General features: G+C 67.0%; 11 protein-coding genes. All 11 read left to right on the top strand.

Annotation, left to right across the window (positions count from 1 at the left end; all coding sequences use genetic code 11):
* Positions 1–272: 272 nt before the first annotated feature.
* Positions 273–665 carry a RidA family protein gene (locus M2421_RS13280; protein WP_259207448.1) on the top strand — a complete coding sequence of 131 codons (393 nt, stop codon included), beginning with the start codon at positions 273–275 and terminating at the stop codon, positions 663–665.
* 1 nt (position 666) lies between these two features.
* Positions 667–2,778 carry an ATP-dependent DNA helicase RecG gene (recG, locus tag M2421_RS13275; protein WP_259207446.1) on the top strand — a complete coding sequence of 704 codons (2,112 nt, stop codon included), beginning with the start codon at positions 667–669 and terminating at the stop codon, positions 2,776–2,778.
* Between the two features lie 165 nt (positions 2,779–2,943).
* The gene (locus M2421_RS13270; RefSeq protein ID WP_259207443.1) at positions 2,944–3,879 is read left to right on the top strand and encodes a nucleoside hydrolase; all 936 of its coding nucleotides are present in this window, start codon (positions 2,944–2,946) and stop codon (positions 3,877–3,879) included.
* A 112-nt stretch (positions 3,880–3,991) separates the two neighbouring features.
* On the top strand, positions 3,992–4,252 hold the full coding sequence (locus M2421_RS13265; protein WP_259207440.1) for a type B 50S ribosomal protein L31: 261 nt from the start codon (positions 3,992–3,994) through the stop codon (positions 4,250–4,252).
* A gap of 354 nt (positions 4,253–4,606) precedes the next feature.
* Positions 4,607–5,884, top strand: coding sequence for a citrate synthase (locus M2421_RS13260; protein WP_259207437.1), 1,278 nt, complete (start codon positions 4,607–4,609; stop codon positions 5,882–5,884).
* Between the two features lie 959 nt (positions 5,885–6,843).
* On the top strand, positions 6,844–8,643 hold the full coding sequence (locus M2421_RS13255; RefSeq protein ID WP_259207435.1) for an autotransporter outer membrane beta-barrel domain-containing protein: 1,800 nt from the start codon (positions 6,844–6,846) through the stop codon (positions 8,641–8,643).
* Between the two features lie 596 nt (positions 8,644–9,239).
* Positions 9,240–9,758, top strand: a complete 519-nt coding sequence (locus M2421_RS13250; protein ID WP_259207432.1) for a fimbrial protein — start codon at positions 9,240–9,242, stop codon at positions 9,756–9,758.
* 60 nt (positions 9,759–9,818) lie between these two features.
* Positions 9,819–12,533, top strand: a complete 2,715-nt coding sequence (locus M2421_RS13245; RefSeq protein WP_259207430.1) for a TcfC E-set like domain-containing protein — start codon at positions 9,819–9,821, stop codon at positions 12,531–12,533.
* Complete coding sequence (locus tag M2421_RS20995; RefSeq protein WP_310439931.1) at positions 12,530–13,663, top strand: CfaE/CblD family pilus tip adhesin; 1,134 nt, start codon at positions 12,530–12,532, stop codon at positions 13,661–13,663. The genes M2421_RS13245 and M2421_RS20995 overlap by 4 nt, the downstream gene beginning before the upstream one ends.
* Before the next feature lie 64 nt (positions 13,664–13,727).
* Complete coding sequence (locus tag M2421_RS13235; protein WP_259207426.1) at positions 13,728–14,402, top strand: pilus assembly protein; 675 nt, start codon at positions 13,728–13,730, stop codon at positions 14,400–14,402.
* A 133-nt stretch (positions 14,403–14,535) separates the two neighbouring features.
* The coding region (locus tag M2421_RS13230; RefSeq protein ID WP_259207424.1) for an ESPR-type extended signal peptide-containing protein at positions 14,536–16,517 on the top strand (1,982 nt) is incomplete at its 3' end.

Raw genomic sequence — 16,517 nt, 5'->3', positions numbered from 1 at the left:
CCCCGCGGCGATGATCGACAGGGTCGGCCTGCCGGCCAACCGTCTTCGTCATTCTCCAGTCAGCCGACCAACGGTCGGCTCTACCGTGGATTGCGGCGTCGATTGCGGCGTCGATCGCGGGTCGATCGCGGGTCGATCGCGGGTCGATCGTGGCATTGATCGTGGCGTTGATCTCGGCTCTGATCTCGGCTCTGATCGCGGCGTTGGATCGCGGCCCCGATCGCGGCTTCGGCGCTACAATTGCGCTCCCCCTTTTGAACCGTGGAGCGTCCATGTCCCGCCAGATCATCACCAGCGCCAAGGCCCCGGCCGCGATCGGCCCGTATTCGCAGGCTGTGCGTGCCGGCAATACCGTGTACTTCTCCGGCCAGATCCCGCTGGACCCGGCCACCGGTGAGATCGTCGGTGCCGGCGACGTTGAAGCCCAGGCGCGCCGCGCCTTCGACAACCTCAAGGCCGTGGCCGAAGAAGCCGGCGGCTCGCTGGACAAGATCGTGCGCCTCGGCCTGTACCTGACCGACCTGGCCGAGTTCGCCAAGGTCAATGCGGTCATGCAGGACTACTTCCAGGCCCCGTTCCCGGCCCGTTCCACCATCGAAGTGTCCGGCCTGCCGAAGGCCGCCAACTTCGAGGTCGATGCGGTGATGGTGCTCGACCAGGCCTGACGTGGCGCGGTCACGGGCTCCTGCACCGGCACTGGCCGCGGCCGGGGAAGCGTCGTTGTCGATGCTTTCCGGGATCGGCCCGGCGGTGGCCACCAAGCTGGAGGCCCGTGGCCTGTCCTCGTTGCAGGACCTGTGGCTGCATCTGCCGCTGCGCTATGAAGACCGCACCCGGCTGACCACCATTGCCCGGTTGCAGCCGGGCGTGGCGGCGCAGGTGGAAGGTCGGGTGAGTGCGGTCGAGCGCGGTTTCCGCGGTCGGCCGGTGCTCAAGGTCGCCCTCGAAGACGATTCCTACGGCACCCTGGTGCTGCGCTTCTTCCACTTCCGCGCCCAGCAGGTATCGCAATTCGCCGTCGGCACGCGCATCCGCTGCTACGGCACCGCCAAGCCCGGGCATCTCGGGCTGGAAATCGTCCATCCCAGCTACCGGGTGATGGGCAGCAACGACGACGACGAACTCGGCGACAGCCTCGATCCGGTTTACCCGGCCATCGAAGGGGTCGGCCCGGCCACGCTGCGCCGGTTCATCGGGCTCGCACTCGACCGGCTGCCGGAGGAGTCCACGCTGGAGCTGCTGCCACCCGACTGGCTGTCCGGGCTGGGCCTGCCCTCGCTGCGCAGCGCGTTGCTGACCGTGCACCGCCCGCCGCCGGACGCCGACCTGGGCGCGCTGGCCGCGGGCCGGCACCCCGCGCAACGCCGCCTGGCGATCGAAGAACTGCTGGCCCACCACCTCAGCCTGCGCCGCCAGCGCATGGCGTTGCAGGCGCACCACGCACCGTCGTTGCGCGGGCAGGGCGCGCTGGTCCGGCAACTGCGCGACAGCCTGCCGTTCCAGCTCACCGGCGCGCAGCAGCGCGTGTTCGAGCAGATCCGCAAGGACCTGGGCAAGGCGCATCCGATGCTGCGCCTGGTGCAGGGCGACGTCGGCTCGGGCAAGACCGTGGTCGCCGCGTTGGCCGCGATGCTGGCGGTGGAGCGCGGCAAGCAGGTCGCCTTGGCGGCGCCGACCGAACTGCTTGCCGAGCAGCATCTGAACAACCTGCGCGCCTGGCTCGAGCCGCTGGGCGTACGCACCGCGTGGCTGGCCGGCAAGGTCACCGGCAAGGCACGCAGCAAAGTGCTGGCCGAGGTCGCCTCGGGCGAGGCGCAGGTGGTGGTCGGTACGCACGCATTGATGCAGGACAGCGTGGTGTTCAAGGATCTGGCCCTGGCCATCGTCGACGAGCAGCACCGCTTCGGCGTGCATCAGCGTCTTGCGCTGCGCGACAAGGGGGCCGACGGGCGCAGCGTGCCGCACCAGCTGGTGATGACGGCGACGCCCATTCCGCGCACGCTGGCGATGTCCGAGTACGCCGACCTGGATGTCTCGGCCATCGATGAACTGCCGCCGGGCCGCACCCCGGTGCAGACCGTCGCGCTCAACAACGACCGCCGCCCGGAACTGATCCAGCGCATCGCCCTGGCCTGCCGCGAAGGGCAGCAGGTGTACTGGGTATGCACGCTGATCGAGGAGAGCGAGGAACTGGACGCCACGCCCGCCCAGGCCACCTTCGAATCGCTGCAGGCGTTGCTGCCGGGCGTGCGCGTGGGGCTGGTGCACGGGCGGCTGAAGGCCAGCGAGAAACTGGCCACGATGGTGGCGTTCAAGGCCGGCCAGATCGACCTGCTGGTGGCCACCACCGTCATCGAAGTGGGCGTGGACGTGCCCAATGCCTCGTTGATGATCATCGAAAACGCCGAGCGGCTCGGCCTGGCCCAGTTGCACCAGTTGCGCGGGCGGGTAGGGCGGGGCTCGGCGGTGTCCCGCTGCGTGCTGCTGTACCAGGCGCCGCTGTCGGCGATGGCGCGCGAGCGCCTGGAAACCATGCGCCAGACCAACGACGGGTTCCTGATCGCCGAAAAGGACCTGGAACTGCGCGGCCCCGGCGAGCTGCTGGGCACCCGCCAGACCGGCCTGGCCGGCTTCCGCATGGCCGACCTGGCCCGCGACGCGGACCTGCTGCCGGGCGTGCATGACCTGGCCGAGCGATTGCTGGCCGAAGCCCCGGACGTGGCCGACAAGATCGTGCGCCGCTGGATCGGCACGGCGGTGCGCTACGCCTCGGCATAGCGCCCGCCGCCTGGCTCCCTGCCGGCCGCGAAGCGGGCCCGCCGGTCGCGGCCATGGCAAACCAAGCAGCCGCCCTGGACAGCGCCGCTGGCACCCGATCACCCCCGCCTTGTATTTGTCATGACAGGGTGCGAAAGTCCCTTGCCGATTATCAAGACGGCAACGATGAGCAAGAAGATTCCGCTGTTGATCGACACCGACCCGGGTGTCGATGATGCCCTGGCCCTGTTGATGGCCTTCGCCGATGAGCGCCACGACATCGTCGGCCTGACCATCGCCGCCGGCAACGTTGGCCTGGACCACACGGTCCGCAACGCCCTGAAACTGTGCGAAGTGGCTGGCCGCGAAGACGTGCCGGTCTATGCCGGCACCCCCGATCCGCTCCTGCACCCGTCGGTCGATGCCGCCCATGTGCACGGCGCCGACGGCTTCGGTGATGTGAACCTGCCGGCCGCCAAGCGCCAGGCCGAGGCCGAACACGCCGCCCTGGCGATCCTGCGCCTGTCGCACCAGTACGCCGGCGAGCTGTTCCTGGTCGCGCTCGGTCCGCTGACCAACCTGGCCCTGGCGCTCAAGCTGGACCCGACCCTGCCGCAGCGCGTGAAGCGCTTCCTGGTCATGGGCGGGGCGGTCACCTGCCACGGCAACATCACCCCGGCGGCCGAGTTCAACATCGCCTTCGATCCGGAAGCCGCGCACGTGGTGTTCACCGGCTTCCCGCACATCGAAGTGGCCGACTGGGAAGCCACCGTCGCCCACGGCCTGCTGCATGCCGACGTGGAGAAGTGGCTGGCCGCCGATACCGACAAGGCCCGCTTCTACGAGCTGATCTCGCGCCAGACCCGGTTGTGGTCCGAAGACAGCCGCGGCGAGCGGTGGTTTGCCGCCGATGCCCTGGCCATGGCCTGGGCGCTGCAGCCGGAAGGCGCGCTGCGGGTCGAATCGCGCCCGCTGAACGTGGAACTGGCCGGCGTGCACAGCCGAGGTGCTACCATTGTCGACTGGAACCGCCAGACCGGGCAGCCGGACAACACCCAGCTGCTGATGGCCTACGACCAAGGGCGTTTTGAAGCCCAGGTCCGGGCGGCACTCGGCGCCTGACGGCGCCGCTGCGGCGGACCTTTCGCACGGCTGATGGTCCCGGCTTGCCCTTGGTGGCATCCGGGGCTATAATGCCGCTCTTGACCACCAGCCCTTATTACGGTGCGCGCCCATGAAGGCCGATATTCATCCGAACTACCGCGACGTGGTTTTCCACGACGTTACCTCTGATTTCAAGATTCTGACCCGTTCCACCATGGCCACCAAGGAAACGGTGAAGTGGGAAGACGGCAACGAGTACCCGCTCGTCAAGGTTGAAATTTCCTCGGCTTCGCACCCGTTCTACACGGGCAAGCACAAGGTCATCGACACCAGCGGCCGTATCGACAAGTTCCAGAAGCGTTTCGGCAAGCCGGCGCCGACCGCAGCCTGAGTTGTCGCTGCAGTTGCATGAAAACAACGGTCGCCTCGGCGGCCGTTGTTTTTTGCTGTCTGGCGTATGGAGCGGCCGCGGCGCTCCGCCTCTGTATCTGAACGCCAGCTGGCGACGTCGCCAGGCCGGTGCAACGGTGTGTCCGGACAAAAACGTCCTGATCCGCCGCAGCCCTTGCGCTGCCTGGCGGCAAGCACCCGACGCAGGTCCGTAACCGCGTCTACGACTTCCGTCCTAGGGCGGCAGAAATGTTGCTGTGCGATAATGGCGGGATCCACGATAACGATCGTGGACTTCCTTCACGTGCCTGCCCCATGCGCTTGGGCGGGCGCCTTCCCTCGAGGAGCGCACACAGTGTCCGATCTTGATCAGGTCACGCTCAACGCCGGCGACAAGTCGGTTGTTCTGCCAGTCATCAAACCCACGCTCGGCAACGATTGCGTCGATATCTCGAAGCTGACCAAGGAAACCGGTCTCTTCACGTACGACTCCGGCTTCACCGCCACCGCCAGCTGCAAGTCCGCCATCACCTATATCGACGGTGACAAGGGCGTGCTGCTGTATCGCGGCTATCCCATCGAGCAGCTGTCTGAAAAGTCGAGCTACGTCGAAGTGGCCTACCTGCTGATCAATGGCGAGCGTCCGAGCGCCGAGCAGCTGAAGGCCTTCACCGACGAGCTGGCCGCCGAAGCCGATGTGGATCCGTCGATCAACACGCTGATCGGCAGCTTCGCCAAGGATGCCCATCCGATGGCCATCCTGACCGCCGCCATCGCGCAGCTGTCGGGCATCTACCACGCCTCGCTGGACCTGTCCGACGCCGAACAGCGTCGCCACGCCGCGGTGCGCCTGATCGCCAAGGTGCCGACCCTGTCGGCCCTGATCTACCGCCACGGCAAGGGCCTGCCGGCCAACAAGCCGGACACCTCGCTGGATTACGTCAGCCGCTTCCTGAAGCAGACCTTCGAGTCCGCCGATGGCCAGTACGAGCTGAACCAGGACGTGGTCAAGGCGCTGGACCTGCTGTTCATCCTGCACGCCGACCACGAGCAGAACGCCTCGACCTCGACCGTGCGCCTGGTCGGTTCGACCGGTGCCAACCCGTATGCGTCGGTTGCCGCGGGCGTCACCGCGCTGTGGGGTCCGGCCCACGGCGGTGCCAACGAAGCCGTGCTGAAGATGCTGGAAGAAATCGGCTCGGCCGACAACGTCGAGTCCGCCGTGCTCAAGGCCAAGGACAAGACCTCCGGCTTCCGCCTGATGGGCTTCGGCCACCGCGTGTACAAGAACTTCGACCCGCGCGCCAAGGTCATCGGTGAGATGACCGGCAAGGTGCTCAAGCAGCTGGGCGTGCAGGATCCGCTGCTGGACGTGGCCGTCAAGCTGGAGCAGGCCGCGCTGCAGGACGACTACTTCGTCGCCCGCAAGCTGTACCCGAACGTCGATTTCTACAGCGGCATCATCTACAAGGCGCTGCAGATCCCGACCGAAATGTTCACCGTCATGTTCGCCCTGGGCCGTACCTCCGGCTGGGTCGCGCATTGGCTGGAACAGCAGGTCGATCCGGAAATGAAGATCGGCCGTCCGCGCCAGGTCTACACCGGCAGCGACGTGCGTGATTACAAGGGCTGATCGCCCCGGTTGATCCGCCGATGAAAAACGCCTCCGCAAGGGGGCGTTTTTTTTTGCTGTGATATGCGCGTCGGCAGCACGGCCCAAGCCAGTGAATTTGGCGTAGACGAGATCTTCACGCCGGGCGCGCAATCTTCGTCGCGCTGGTGTTTGATCACATGCAGAACGTGATGGAAAGCATCATTTGCAACTAATTGAATGGGTTGGGGTAATCGAATCTGGAGAATCTCCGGCCAAATGCAGAGGTTTTTCCTCTCCCCACAGTCCCAAACAGAGTGCACTTCATGACGCTTCCGCATGTGACATCGGCCCTGGCTCGTCATCCCTCTTCTTCGGCTCCCCACGCGCTTCGCGCTCGATGCAAGCGCCTGCCGCTCGCCATCGGCGTGGCGCTATTGGTGCTCCCGACGGTATCCATGGCAGCAACCGTGGGTGGTGGCGCAACCGCGACCGTGCAACCTGGCGACCCCGTCGAAGCCTGGACGGTGACCGGGAATTCAACGCTCAACATCATCGCGGGTGGGGCGACAGGGGCCATCTCCCTGGATCGGTCATCCCTGACCGCCGACGGCGGGACCGTGACCAGCGCCGCATCGTCCTCCAATGCGGCGGCCTTGACGCTTTTCCCTGATTCCGTTGCGACGATCCGGACTACCCGTCTCTTCAGCAACTCCAATGGCGTCGTCATTACCGGCAGCGGCGGAACTGCTGGCGCATTGCGCATGACGGGCAGCGAAATCCAGGCGTCGCGTGCTGGCCTTTCCGCCATTGGCGGCGCACAGATCGCGTTGGATGCCACACGCGTCTTTTCCGACGGCGCAACCGGCGCGGGAGATTTCGACGGGGTCGGTCTCGCGTCCGTCTCGGCTTCGACCGTGCTTACAAATGGCTCTTACCTCGGTGGGCGGCGCAATGGTGCCTTCATGACCTTGATCTCCACGGGACTTGGGGGGCAGGCCATGCCGTCTCTCGCAGACCTCGTCGTGGACGGTTCGACGGTAGAAGGGATCGAGGGTGCTGCGATCCGGGTCCAGGGGCTGGCCCAGGATTTCGACGCCACGATTACCATTGCCAACGGCAGTACGTTGCGGGCCGGTAACGGAAATCTCATCGAAGTCCTGCCGGCCGAGTTCGGCCCCGACATCGCCAACGTCAGCGTGGCGGTCAACGACAGTCAGTTGAGCGGAAATATCTTCGTTGGTCAGGATCAACGGTTGTCCATGCAGATGAGCGACAACGCCAGCCTCACCGGCGCCCTGACCAACGTCACCTCGATGGCGCTGGCCGACACCTCGCGCTGGAACGTCACCGCCGATTCCACTGTCGGCAGTGTGAACCTGGGCTCGGGCACGCTGGCCTTCGCCGCACCGTCGCCGGGCTACAAGACGGTCACCGTGGGCGGTGACATGGCCGTCAATGGCGGCACGCTGATCTTCAACAGCGTGCTGGCCGGTGACGGCGCACCGTCGGACACGCTCGTCGTGGGCGGCAGTACCTCCGGGAGCGGCAACATCGTGGTCAACAACATCGGCGGCGCCGGTGCGCAGACCACCGATGGCATCCAGTTGATTTCGGTGGCCGGCACCTCGGGGGCAACGTTCGCGATGAACACCCGTGCCACTGCCGGCATCTACGAATACCTGCTGTACAAGGGCGGGGTGACCAACCCCAACGATGGCGGCTGGTACCTGCGCTCGGCCTATACCGGCGATCCCTGCGACCTCAATCCGTCGTTGCCGGCGTGCGCACCGACCGACCCGACCGACCCGGTCACGCCGGTGGATCCGGTGACCCCGGTCGATCCGATCAACCCCGATCCGACGGATCCGATTCCCGTGCTGCGTCCGGAGCCGGGCGCGTACCTGGCCAACCAGGCCGCGGCCGTGCGCATGTTCCAGCAGCGTCGCCACGACCGCGGCGAGCCTGCGTTCGACCACGATGGCCCAGGCGCCTGGGCACGCGTGTCGCGCGACCAGCTGCACACCACCATCGCCGGCCAGGTCGATGCCCGCAGCCAGACCAACACGCTGCAGATCGGCAGCGACGTGGCGCGCTGGGGGCAGCAGGGGCGTGGCTCGGTCGGCATCATGCTGGCCACCGGCGATGCGGACACGCAGGCAACCTCGCGCATCACCGGCTACGGCACGCGCGGCAAGGTCAAGGGCGATGCGGTGGGCGTGTACGGCAGCTGGATGCAGAACGCCGAGGACAGTGCCGGGCTGTATCTGGACGGCTGGCTGCAGTACGGCCGTTACGACAGCTGGGTGCAGGGCGATGCGTTGGCGCGCGAGAAGTACGACGCCACCACGCGCGCGGCGTCGCTGGAAGCGGGCTACGCATTCGCACTGGGCAACAGCGAGCGCCGCGCGATCTATCTGCAGCCGCAGGTGCAGGTGAGCTACACCGACTACAAGGGCGATACCCTGCAGGAAGTGAACGGCACGATCGTGGAAGACGACCAGGCCGGTGGTCTTGAGACGCGCGTGGGCGTGCGCCTGTTCGGGCATGACAACGCCGTCGGTAACCGCGTGCAGCCGTTCCTGGCGGTGAACTGGCTCTACAACGAGCGCGGCGACAGCATGCGTTTCGATGGGCAGTCGCTGGACGCCAAGCTGCCGACCAACCGCTACGAAGCCCAGGCCGGTGCGCAGCTGCGGCTGGGCGAACGCTGGTCGGCGTGGGGTGACCTGCGCGTACAGCGCGGCGACAGCGGTTACAAGGATGCTGGTGCGCAGTTGGGTGTGCGTCGCGCCTGGTAACTCGACCCTGCAGCCGGTCGCGTACGTGGGTCGGCTCAGCTCAACCGACGTGCAACAACGCAGACGCCTCCGCAAGGAGGCGTCTGCATATCCGCGTGTCGACAGTCCACTCTGCTTACAACGCGCCGACGGAAATCCCGATGCCGCACGCACCGAAGATCGTGCACGCTCTGCACTGTTCAAGCAGCGCGCCTGATGCTCGTGAATCGGGGTGGATGGCTAGCGCAGATCGCGCGCGGCTGCATTGATGCTGCGCACGCCGTGCTGACGCGTGGTCATGGCGATCGCCACTCGAAAATGCGATAGGCCCGCGCGCGACGTCAAGCGACGCTATCGGCACTTTCCGACGTGTTTCAAAACCGGCGAGTGTAAGCGGACATATCCAAGGCCGTCTCGAAAAACGCGCATCGGAATCGTTGCATGTGCGTGGAATTTCAATCGCAGTTCCAGATCCGGAGCGCGACGTGATTTTTAGGAATGGTTGAATGGGACCTGCACGCCCTGCTGACTAACATGAATACGCTGCCGCCGTCCATGCAAATAGGACGATGACAGCGCCTCCTACGTGGAGGCTCCTCAATCCCCAAGGAGAGATCATGTTCAACCATTACAAGAAAGTCGCCCTGGCACTGGCGCTGGCCAGCGCGTCCATGTCCGCCCATGCCGTGCAGGCCGATATCACCGTGTGGGCCGACGTCGACCCGACGCTGGCGCTGCTCAAGGCCGACGGCACCCCGCTCACCGATGTGGTCGAGATGACCTACCGCGCCGGCACCGGTGCGGCCGCGGGCCTGGCGCCGTGGACCGAACAGGTGCGCGTGTTCACCAACGATACCGACAAGGACATCAACGTGCGCCTTGGTGCCGACGCCGCGCTGCAGCCGCACGTGGCCGCGCCCGGTGCGGTGGCCATCCCGCTGACCGTCAGCCTCAATGCCGTGCCGATCACCGTCGCCGGTGTCGACTTCACCAAGGCCTCGCTGTACCCGGGCTCGGAAATGGACGGTGCGTCCAAGTCCATGGAGCTGAAGATCGCGCAGACCACGCCGGGCACGATCGCCTTCGGCGGCCAGTACCGCGGCATGGTCACCATTCTGATGGTGCAGAAGTCGTAAGAAGTGCCGTTTCAGTGTGGTCGCCGCCTTGCGCGGCGGCTGCGCTGTGGGCCATCTCCCATGCAGACACCCTCCTTTTCCCCGTCCCGCCTCGCGATCGCGCTGTCTCTCGCGCTGGTCTGTGCGCCTGTGTGTGCACGGCCGGTGCCGGCCGGTTTCGAGGATCTGGCTGCTGGCCAGACCGAGCAGCTGGACGTGCGCCTGATGGGTCGCTCGGCCGGTATATGGCCGGTGTTTGTCACGCCCGACGGCGTGCGTCTGCTCGAGCCGGTGGCGGTGTTGGCCGCGCTGGAGCTCACCGACGAGGCGCAGGCCGCGCTGGTACCGGCGCTGTCGGCGACGTTGCCGCGTAACGGCCACCTGGCCTGCCAGAACAGCGTGGCCGATGCCGGGTGTGGCTACCTTGCGCCGCCCGAGGACCCCGCCGCGATCGGCGTGATCCACGATGAGAACGAAGGCGTGCTCAACCTGTTTCCGGCGCGTCAGTGGCTGCCGACGTCCCGCCCGGTGCGCGAGCGTTACCACCGCCCCAGCGAGCGCGCGCAGAACGCGTTCCTGCACCAGCAGATGGTCAACGTCAGCGGCGGGCGTGACTACATGAGCGTGTCGGCGCTGGGCAACGGCATGCTCGGGGTGCTGCGTGACACGCATGTCGGCGTGGACTGGAACTACAACCGCCAGCAGAGCCGCCGCCAGGGCGGCCGTGACGATTTCTCCTTCAACGATGTCTACCTGCGCCACGACTTGGCGCGCCAGCATTACGTGCAGGTGGGGCGCATGGACCGCCGCAACCTGTCCAGTGCGCAGGGCGGCAACTTCGCCTTCGCGATGCTGCCGCTCGACCGCTTCGAGGGCGCGCGCTTCGGCACCACCCAGGCCTACCTGGACCACGCGGTCGCGGGGCAGGGCAGCCCGCTGACGGTGCTGCTCAGCCGCCAGGCCCGCGTGGATGCGTACGACGGCGAGCGCCTGCTGCAGACCTTCTACCTGGACAGCGGCATCAACGACCTGGACACCACCCGCTTCCCGGCCGGCAGTTACCTGGTGAGCCTGCGGATCTTCGAGGATGGCGTGCTGGTGCGCACCGAAGATGCGCCGTTCAGCAAATCCGGCGCCACCTGGGACGACAGCAGCGTGCAGTGGTTCGTGCAGGGCGGGCGCCTGATCACCGACGACGACCGCGATCATGATGGGGCGGTGCAGGCCGGCATCCGCATGCCCCTGCGGCGCAACCTGGCGATGACGTTGGGTTCGGCCATCGTCGACGACACCGTCTACGGCGAACTGCGCCTGGAAGGCCGCAAAGCGCTGGGCACCCATGAATTCACCGGCAGCAGCGCCGTGCTGCGCGGCGACGACGGCAGTCACGGCCTGCAGCAGCAGGCCACTTACCGGCACCGCGTGAGCGGCAGCGTGTACCACCAGCGCATGCGCGGCGGTGCCTGCCGCGGCAACCATCTCAATGCCGAGTCGCTGGGCTGCAGTGATGCGCTGAGCGCGTCGCTGTCGGCGCCGCTGCCCGGCGGCAATCTGTATGTCGGCTACACGCGGCGCACCACCTACACGCTGGGGCGTGACGATCTGGATCGGCCCTGGTTTGGCGATGGCGTACCGCCGGGCACCGCATGGCTGCCCGGCGACCGGCAGGGCCGGCTGACCCGCACGCTGCAGGCCAACTACAGCCGCAGTGTCCACTGGCGCGGGATGAGCATCGCCACCCGCACCGGGGTTTTCACCCAGCGCGCCGACGCCAGCGCCGGACCGCGACGCGACCAGGGCGTGTACCTCAACCTGACCGTCTCGCGCGTGGTGCGCGCACCCACGGCGACCCGCCAGGACCGCATCGGCCTGGACCTGCAGCACGGCCGCGACGAACAAGCCGACGTGGGCTACCGCGTCGGCACGTCCCGCCGCTGGGAGCGCGGCACGGGCTACCGCGAGCTGGGCGGTGAACTGAGCGGCCGCAGCGACCACCAGACCAGCGTGGCCGCCAGCGTGCGCCAGCAGGACGATTACGGTTCCAGCGCCGCCACGGTATCGCGCTACCGCTACCGCGAGCAGAGCGAGATGAGCTACACCGCCACCCATACCTCGTCCTTTGCATGGAGCCGCGCCGGCTTCTTCTGGGGCAGCGAATACGGCAGTGGTGCCGGGCTGGCCGTGCAGGTTCGCCAACCGGACGACCTGCAGCTCAGCGGCCATGCCGCCGAAGTCCGCGTGGCCGGCGCGCGCCGCCAGCTGCTGCGTTTCGGCCAACGCCGCCTGCTGCCGCTGAGCAGCTACACCCTCACCCACGCGGACGTGCAGGACGTAAGTTCGCACGACATCGCCGCCGCCGTCCGCGTGGACGGCCAGGGCAGCGGCCACGCGCTGTTCCTGCCTCCCGGAAAGATCTGGATGATGCCGATCGAACTTGACCTCACCTATACCTTCATCGGCAGCGCCCACGATGAGGCCGGCCATGCCCTGCACGGAGCACGCATCCTCAACGCGCCGCTGCCATCGCTGGGCAACGACGGCGGCTTCGTGGCCGATTTCCCGCAGCGCGAGAAGACGCTGTACCTGCTGCAGGAAAGCCGTTTGCTGGAGTGTCCGCTGCAGGTACGCGAGCAGCGCAGCGTGGTGTTCCTGGTGGGCAAGGTGCGCTGCCAGCCGCTGGCCGCCGAACGCCTGCCGGCGAAGATCCAGCAACAGGCGCGTGTGCAGCGGTTGTTGCGGGAGGAGAAGCTGGGTGGGGATGTGCCTTCGGTGGCTGGGCGGGGGGCGTCGTTGTGAGCAGGAATATTTCGCTAACGTTGGCTCTATTGGTTTGGGCAGTGGCGTTCTGCGCTCACGCGCAACGGCCGCCAGAGACCCATCCGGCAAGTGAAACTCGACGCATCGATCTCCACTTCGATCGATCGTCCGCTCCGGGGGACGAGATTCTTTGGAGTCCCCGAACTGTCTTGGCGTACTCGATAACAGGAAACGACTACAGTGCGGCCCATCTCACATGTCGCTCTGACTTGGATTCCTCAACCGGGAAATGCCCCACGCGCGACACCAAGGAAGATGGCTCAGCCCATAGTCGTATTCCAATTCGCTTTCGTGAACGGCGGAGCGGGTTGACCGTGGACGTCGCAGCCACTGGATGGATAGAGCGTGCAATGGCTGGACGTGTATGCACGCCGGAATTCTGGGAGAGGGTACAACGGCCATTTTCCACATCGAGGCACGCAGACTGCTCGGGAATTCTGCCTGCTGGCGTGGGTGCCTATTTAGCAGTAAGTGCCTCGGAACTGGAGCGATTGGTAGCCGGCCTGTGGGACGGAGAGCTGATTCTGGATCTTCGCGCAGAATCCGAAGGTCACGCAATTGCGACTTATATATTCATTTTTGAACTGACGATCACCGACCACGACCGCGTAAGCATCTACTTCCCCGAGTACGACCAAGCCACGCCCCACGTCGGCCTCAACGTGAAGTACAACCCGATCGGCATCCCGTCGATCGGGGGAAAGCGCGAGCTTGAGATGTGCCTCTACGATGGCCTGGGCTCGCAGAGCCAATATCTGGACGTGACCATCAGCGACACCGGCCGGCCCGCATCCGGGCGCCCGCCAGATACGTTCTCGGTCTGGCATGAAGCCGGTGGCAGCGACGCCCGCGATCGTCTCGATTACAGAGTCTGGCTCAACCATGCCGGCGCACGGATGCCGATGCAGAACGGACGCCTGCAGTCGTTGACCGGCATCGACACCGCCGACCTTCGGCTGGTCGTGCTGCCCGGCATGTCCCAGCCCGTGTACTGCGTCCCCACGCCGCTCAGCCTGGAGATGGACCCGGTGCCCGCTGCGTCGAAGGCCAATGGCCACTACGAAGGCAACCTGCAGATCCTGATGAATGTTCCCACCACCACGCCCTGATGCACGACTGCGAGCTACTGCCATGAACAGCATGATCCCCCGGTTGCGGGCGCTACTTGTCTTTTTGGTCTCTGCCTTGGCCGCGCCCGCGCAGGCCAACCTGAGCGTACACCCGATGCGGCTGCCCGTGCAGGATGGCCGCGCCGGGCAGATCCGCGTCTACTCGCAGACGGGCAAGGTGCAGTACGTGCAGACGCGCGTACTGCGCCTGGAGCAGCCGGGTACGCCCGACGAAGCCGAAGTCGCGCTTGCGCCCGGCAACCAGGACGGCGTGGTGGTCACTCCTGCCAGGTTCGTGCTCGCCAGTGGCGGCAACCGTCTGGTCCGGGTCATTCCGTTGCAGTCGGTCACCCAGGAGACGGCGTACCGCGTCTACGTCGAGGGCGTACCGCCCCCGCACGATGAACATGCCGAAGGAGAGGGGGACGCCTCGACCGCCAACGTGGGGGTCAGCCTGGTGTGGGGCGCGCTGGTGCATGTCATTCCGGCGCAGCCGCTACCGGACATGCGCATCGACGGTGCCGACCTGCACAACATCGGCAATGTCCGGCTGGGTGTCACTGCCATCAAGGCCTGCACTGCGGCCAATCACTGCACCGAACACAGCGTCGAGCGCAGCCTGTACCCGGGCGCGCGCATGCCGTTGCCGTTCGATCCGGCCGGAGTCGCGCAGCTGACCGTCTCCTATCGCCTGAGCTACCTCGGCTACAAGGACCACCACCGGACCCTCACCCCATGACCGTCGCATAGCCCGTCCTGCCGCGCCCCATCCGGCGCGGCACCACCCCCATCGCCACCTCTGCAGCCACGGTATCGGCCGTGGACGGCAGCGCATTGCCCGACGTTTCCCATCCGCTCCCTGGAGTATCCCCATGAACCATATCTACCGTCTCATCTGGAACACCGCGCTCGGCGGCTGGACCGTCGCCAGCGAGCACAGTCGCGGCCTTGGCAAACCTGCCCGAGGCCGGCGCACGGCGCTGGCCGCAGTGGTGCTGGCCCTGGCCGTGCCTGCCGTGGCCGCCGAACCGTCCTTGTCCGATCAAGGCGAGGAGGAGGAGTCGCTGCAGGTGGTGCGAGAGCAGGTGGTCCCGCTCCTGGCGTGGCCCTCCCTCGGCGTGCGTGCTGCAGGCGAGCCGCTGGCCGTGCACCAACAGTTTGCGTTGACCTCGGACTCGGCCTACCAGAACTCGGTGCTGTCCGGTGACCACTCGATTGTCACCGGGTCGCGCTCCACGGTGAGTGGCGGACACGGCACCGCCTACGGCAACCAGATCATCGCCACGGGCGGGCAGGCCACCGGGCTCGGGTTCGGTGCGCGCGCGCAAGGGTTGGGCGCGACTGCGCTCGGGTCGGCGTCCACTGCCACGGCGGTGGATACCATCGCTGTGGGCCGGATGAGCGTTGCCTCGGCGACCGATGCCGTGGCCATTGGCTACGCCACCAGTGGCGGCGCGCGCGCGGCAGTGGCGCTGGGCGGCTATGCCAAGGCCCGTTCCGAGGCCAGCGTGGCGGTCGGTCGGGCCGCCGTTGCCGGCGCCAGCACCGGCAGCACCGGCAGCATCGCCATTGGCGACTATGCCAACGCCGTGGCTGGCGCGGACATCGCCATCGGTGCGCGCAGTGCCGTCAGCAGCTTTCACGCGGCTGGCAACAACGCATCGGATTTCTCCGCCGCGCTCGGCAGCGAAGCCAAGGTAACCGGCGGGCGCTCGTTGGCAGTGGGCAACGGCGCCCTGGTGAAGGGGGCGCAAAGCAGTACGGACATGCGCGGCACCGCAATCGGTAATGGCAGCAGCGTGGGCGCGGCCGGCGGCACCGCGCTGGGCTATGCCGCCAGCGCGACCGCCAACGGCGCCGTCGCGCTGGGCAGCGGCTCGATCGCGAGCGCGGCCAACACGGTGTCGGTCGGCAGCGCATCGCTCAAGCGCACCCTCGTCAACGTCGGCGACGGGCTCGTCGCCGCGGGCAGCGCGGAAGCCGTGACGGGCAGCCAATTGCACGCTACCAACCAGGCCGTGACCGACACTGCCGCCACCGCGCGCAGGCTGATCACCGAAGCATCGGCCGGCGGCACGGTGCGCCTGGGCATCGGCAATGCCGGCACCCGCCTGGATGTACGCAATCAGGGCAACGAAACCCGCCTGCTCACCGGGCTCAAGGACGGTGCGGTCACCAAGACAAGTACCGAAGCGGTCACCGGCAGCCAGCTGTATGACACGCAAGCATTGGCCACCGGCGCCGATACCAAGGCCACCGCCGCGCGGGCACTGGCGGCCGAGGCTTCCACGGTGGCGAACAATGCCCAGGCGGGTGCAGCGCTCGCCAACAGTTTGATTCGCCAGGCGTCCGTCTCGGGCGACATGCGGCTCGGGGCGCAGAACAGCGGCCGCGTGCTGGACGTGCGCAACCAGGGCGAGCTGACCCGCTCGCTGTCGGGCGTGCGCGACGGCACGCTCGCCGTGAACAGCAGCGAAGCGGTCACCGGTGGCCAGTTGTTTGCCACCAACACGGCGGTGAACAAGGCGGACGAGAAGGCCGGCGCTGCACAGACGGCCGCGGCGGCGGCCACCACGGCGGCGGGTAATGCCCAAGCCGGTGCCGATCTGGCCAACAGCCTGGTCCGCCAGGTATCTGCGTCGGGCGACCTGCGGTTGGGGGCGCAGAACACCGGTCGCGTGGTCGATGTACGCAATCAGGGCAGCCTGACGCGCACGTTGTCGGGCGTGCGCGAGGGTGCGCTCACGGTGAACAGCAGCGAAGCGGTCACCGGTGGCCAGTTGTTTGCCACCAACACGGCGGTGAACAAGGCGGACGAGAAGGCCGGCGCTGCACAGACGGCCGCGGCGGCGGC

The organism is Stenotrophomonas sp. BIGb0135 (assembly GCF_024810105.1).
GTDB classification, from domain to species: domain Bacteria; phylum Pseudomonadota; class Gammaproteobacteria; order Xanthomonadales; family Xanthomonadaceae; genus Stenotrophomonas; species Stenotrophomonas maltophilia_AB.
This window is presented reverse-complemented; position numbering and strand designations above follow the sequence as displayed.

Excerpts from the sequence above, each read along its gene's own strand:
- M2421_RS13265 (WP_259207440.1), top strand. The coding sequence starts at position 3,992 with ATGAAGGCCGATATTCATCCGAACTACCGCGACGTGGTTTTCCACGAC.
- M2421_RS13255 (WP_259207435.1), top strand. The coding sequence starts at position 6,844 with ATGCCGTCTCTCGCAGACCTCGTCGTGGACGGTTCGACGGTAGAAGGG.
- M2421_RS13280 (WP_259207448.1), top strand. The coding sequence starts at position 273 with ATGTCCCGCCAGATCATCACCAGCGCCAAGGCCCCGGCCGCGATCGGC.
- M2421_RS13270 (WP_259207443.1), top strand. The coding sequence starts at position 2,944 with ATGAGCAAGAAGATTCCGCTGTTGATCGACACCGACCCGGGTGTCGAT.
- M2421_RS13250 (WP_259207432.1), top strand. The coding sequence starts at position 9,240 with ATGTTCAACCATTACAAGAAAGTCGCCCTGGCACTGGCGCTGGCCAGC.
- M2421_RS13245 (WP_259207430.1), top strand. The coding sequence starts at position 9,819 with ATGCAGACACCCTCCTTTTCCCCGTCCCGCCTCGCGATCGCGCTGTCT.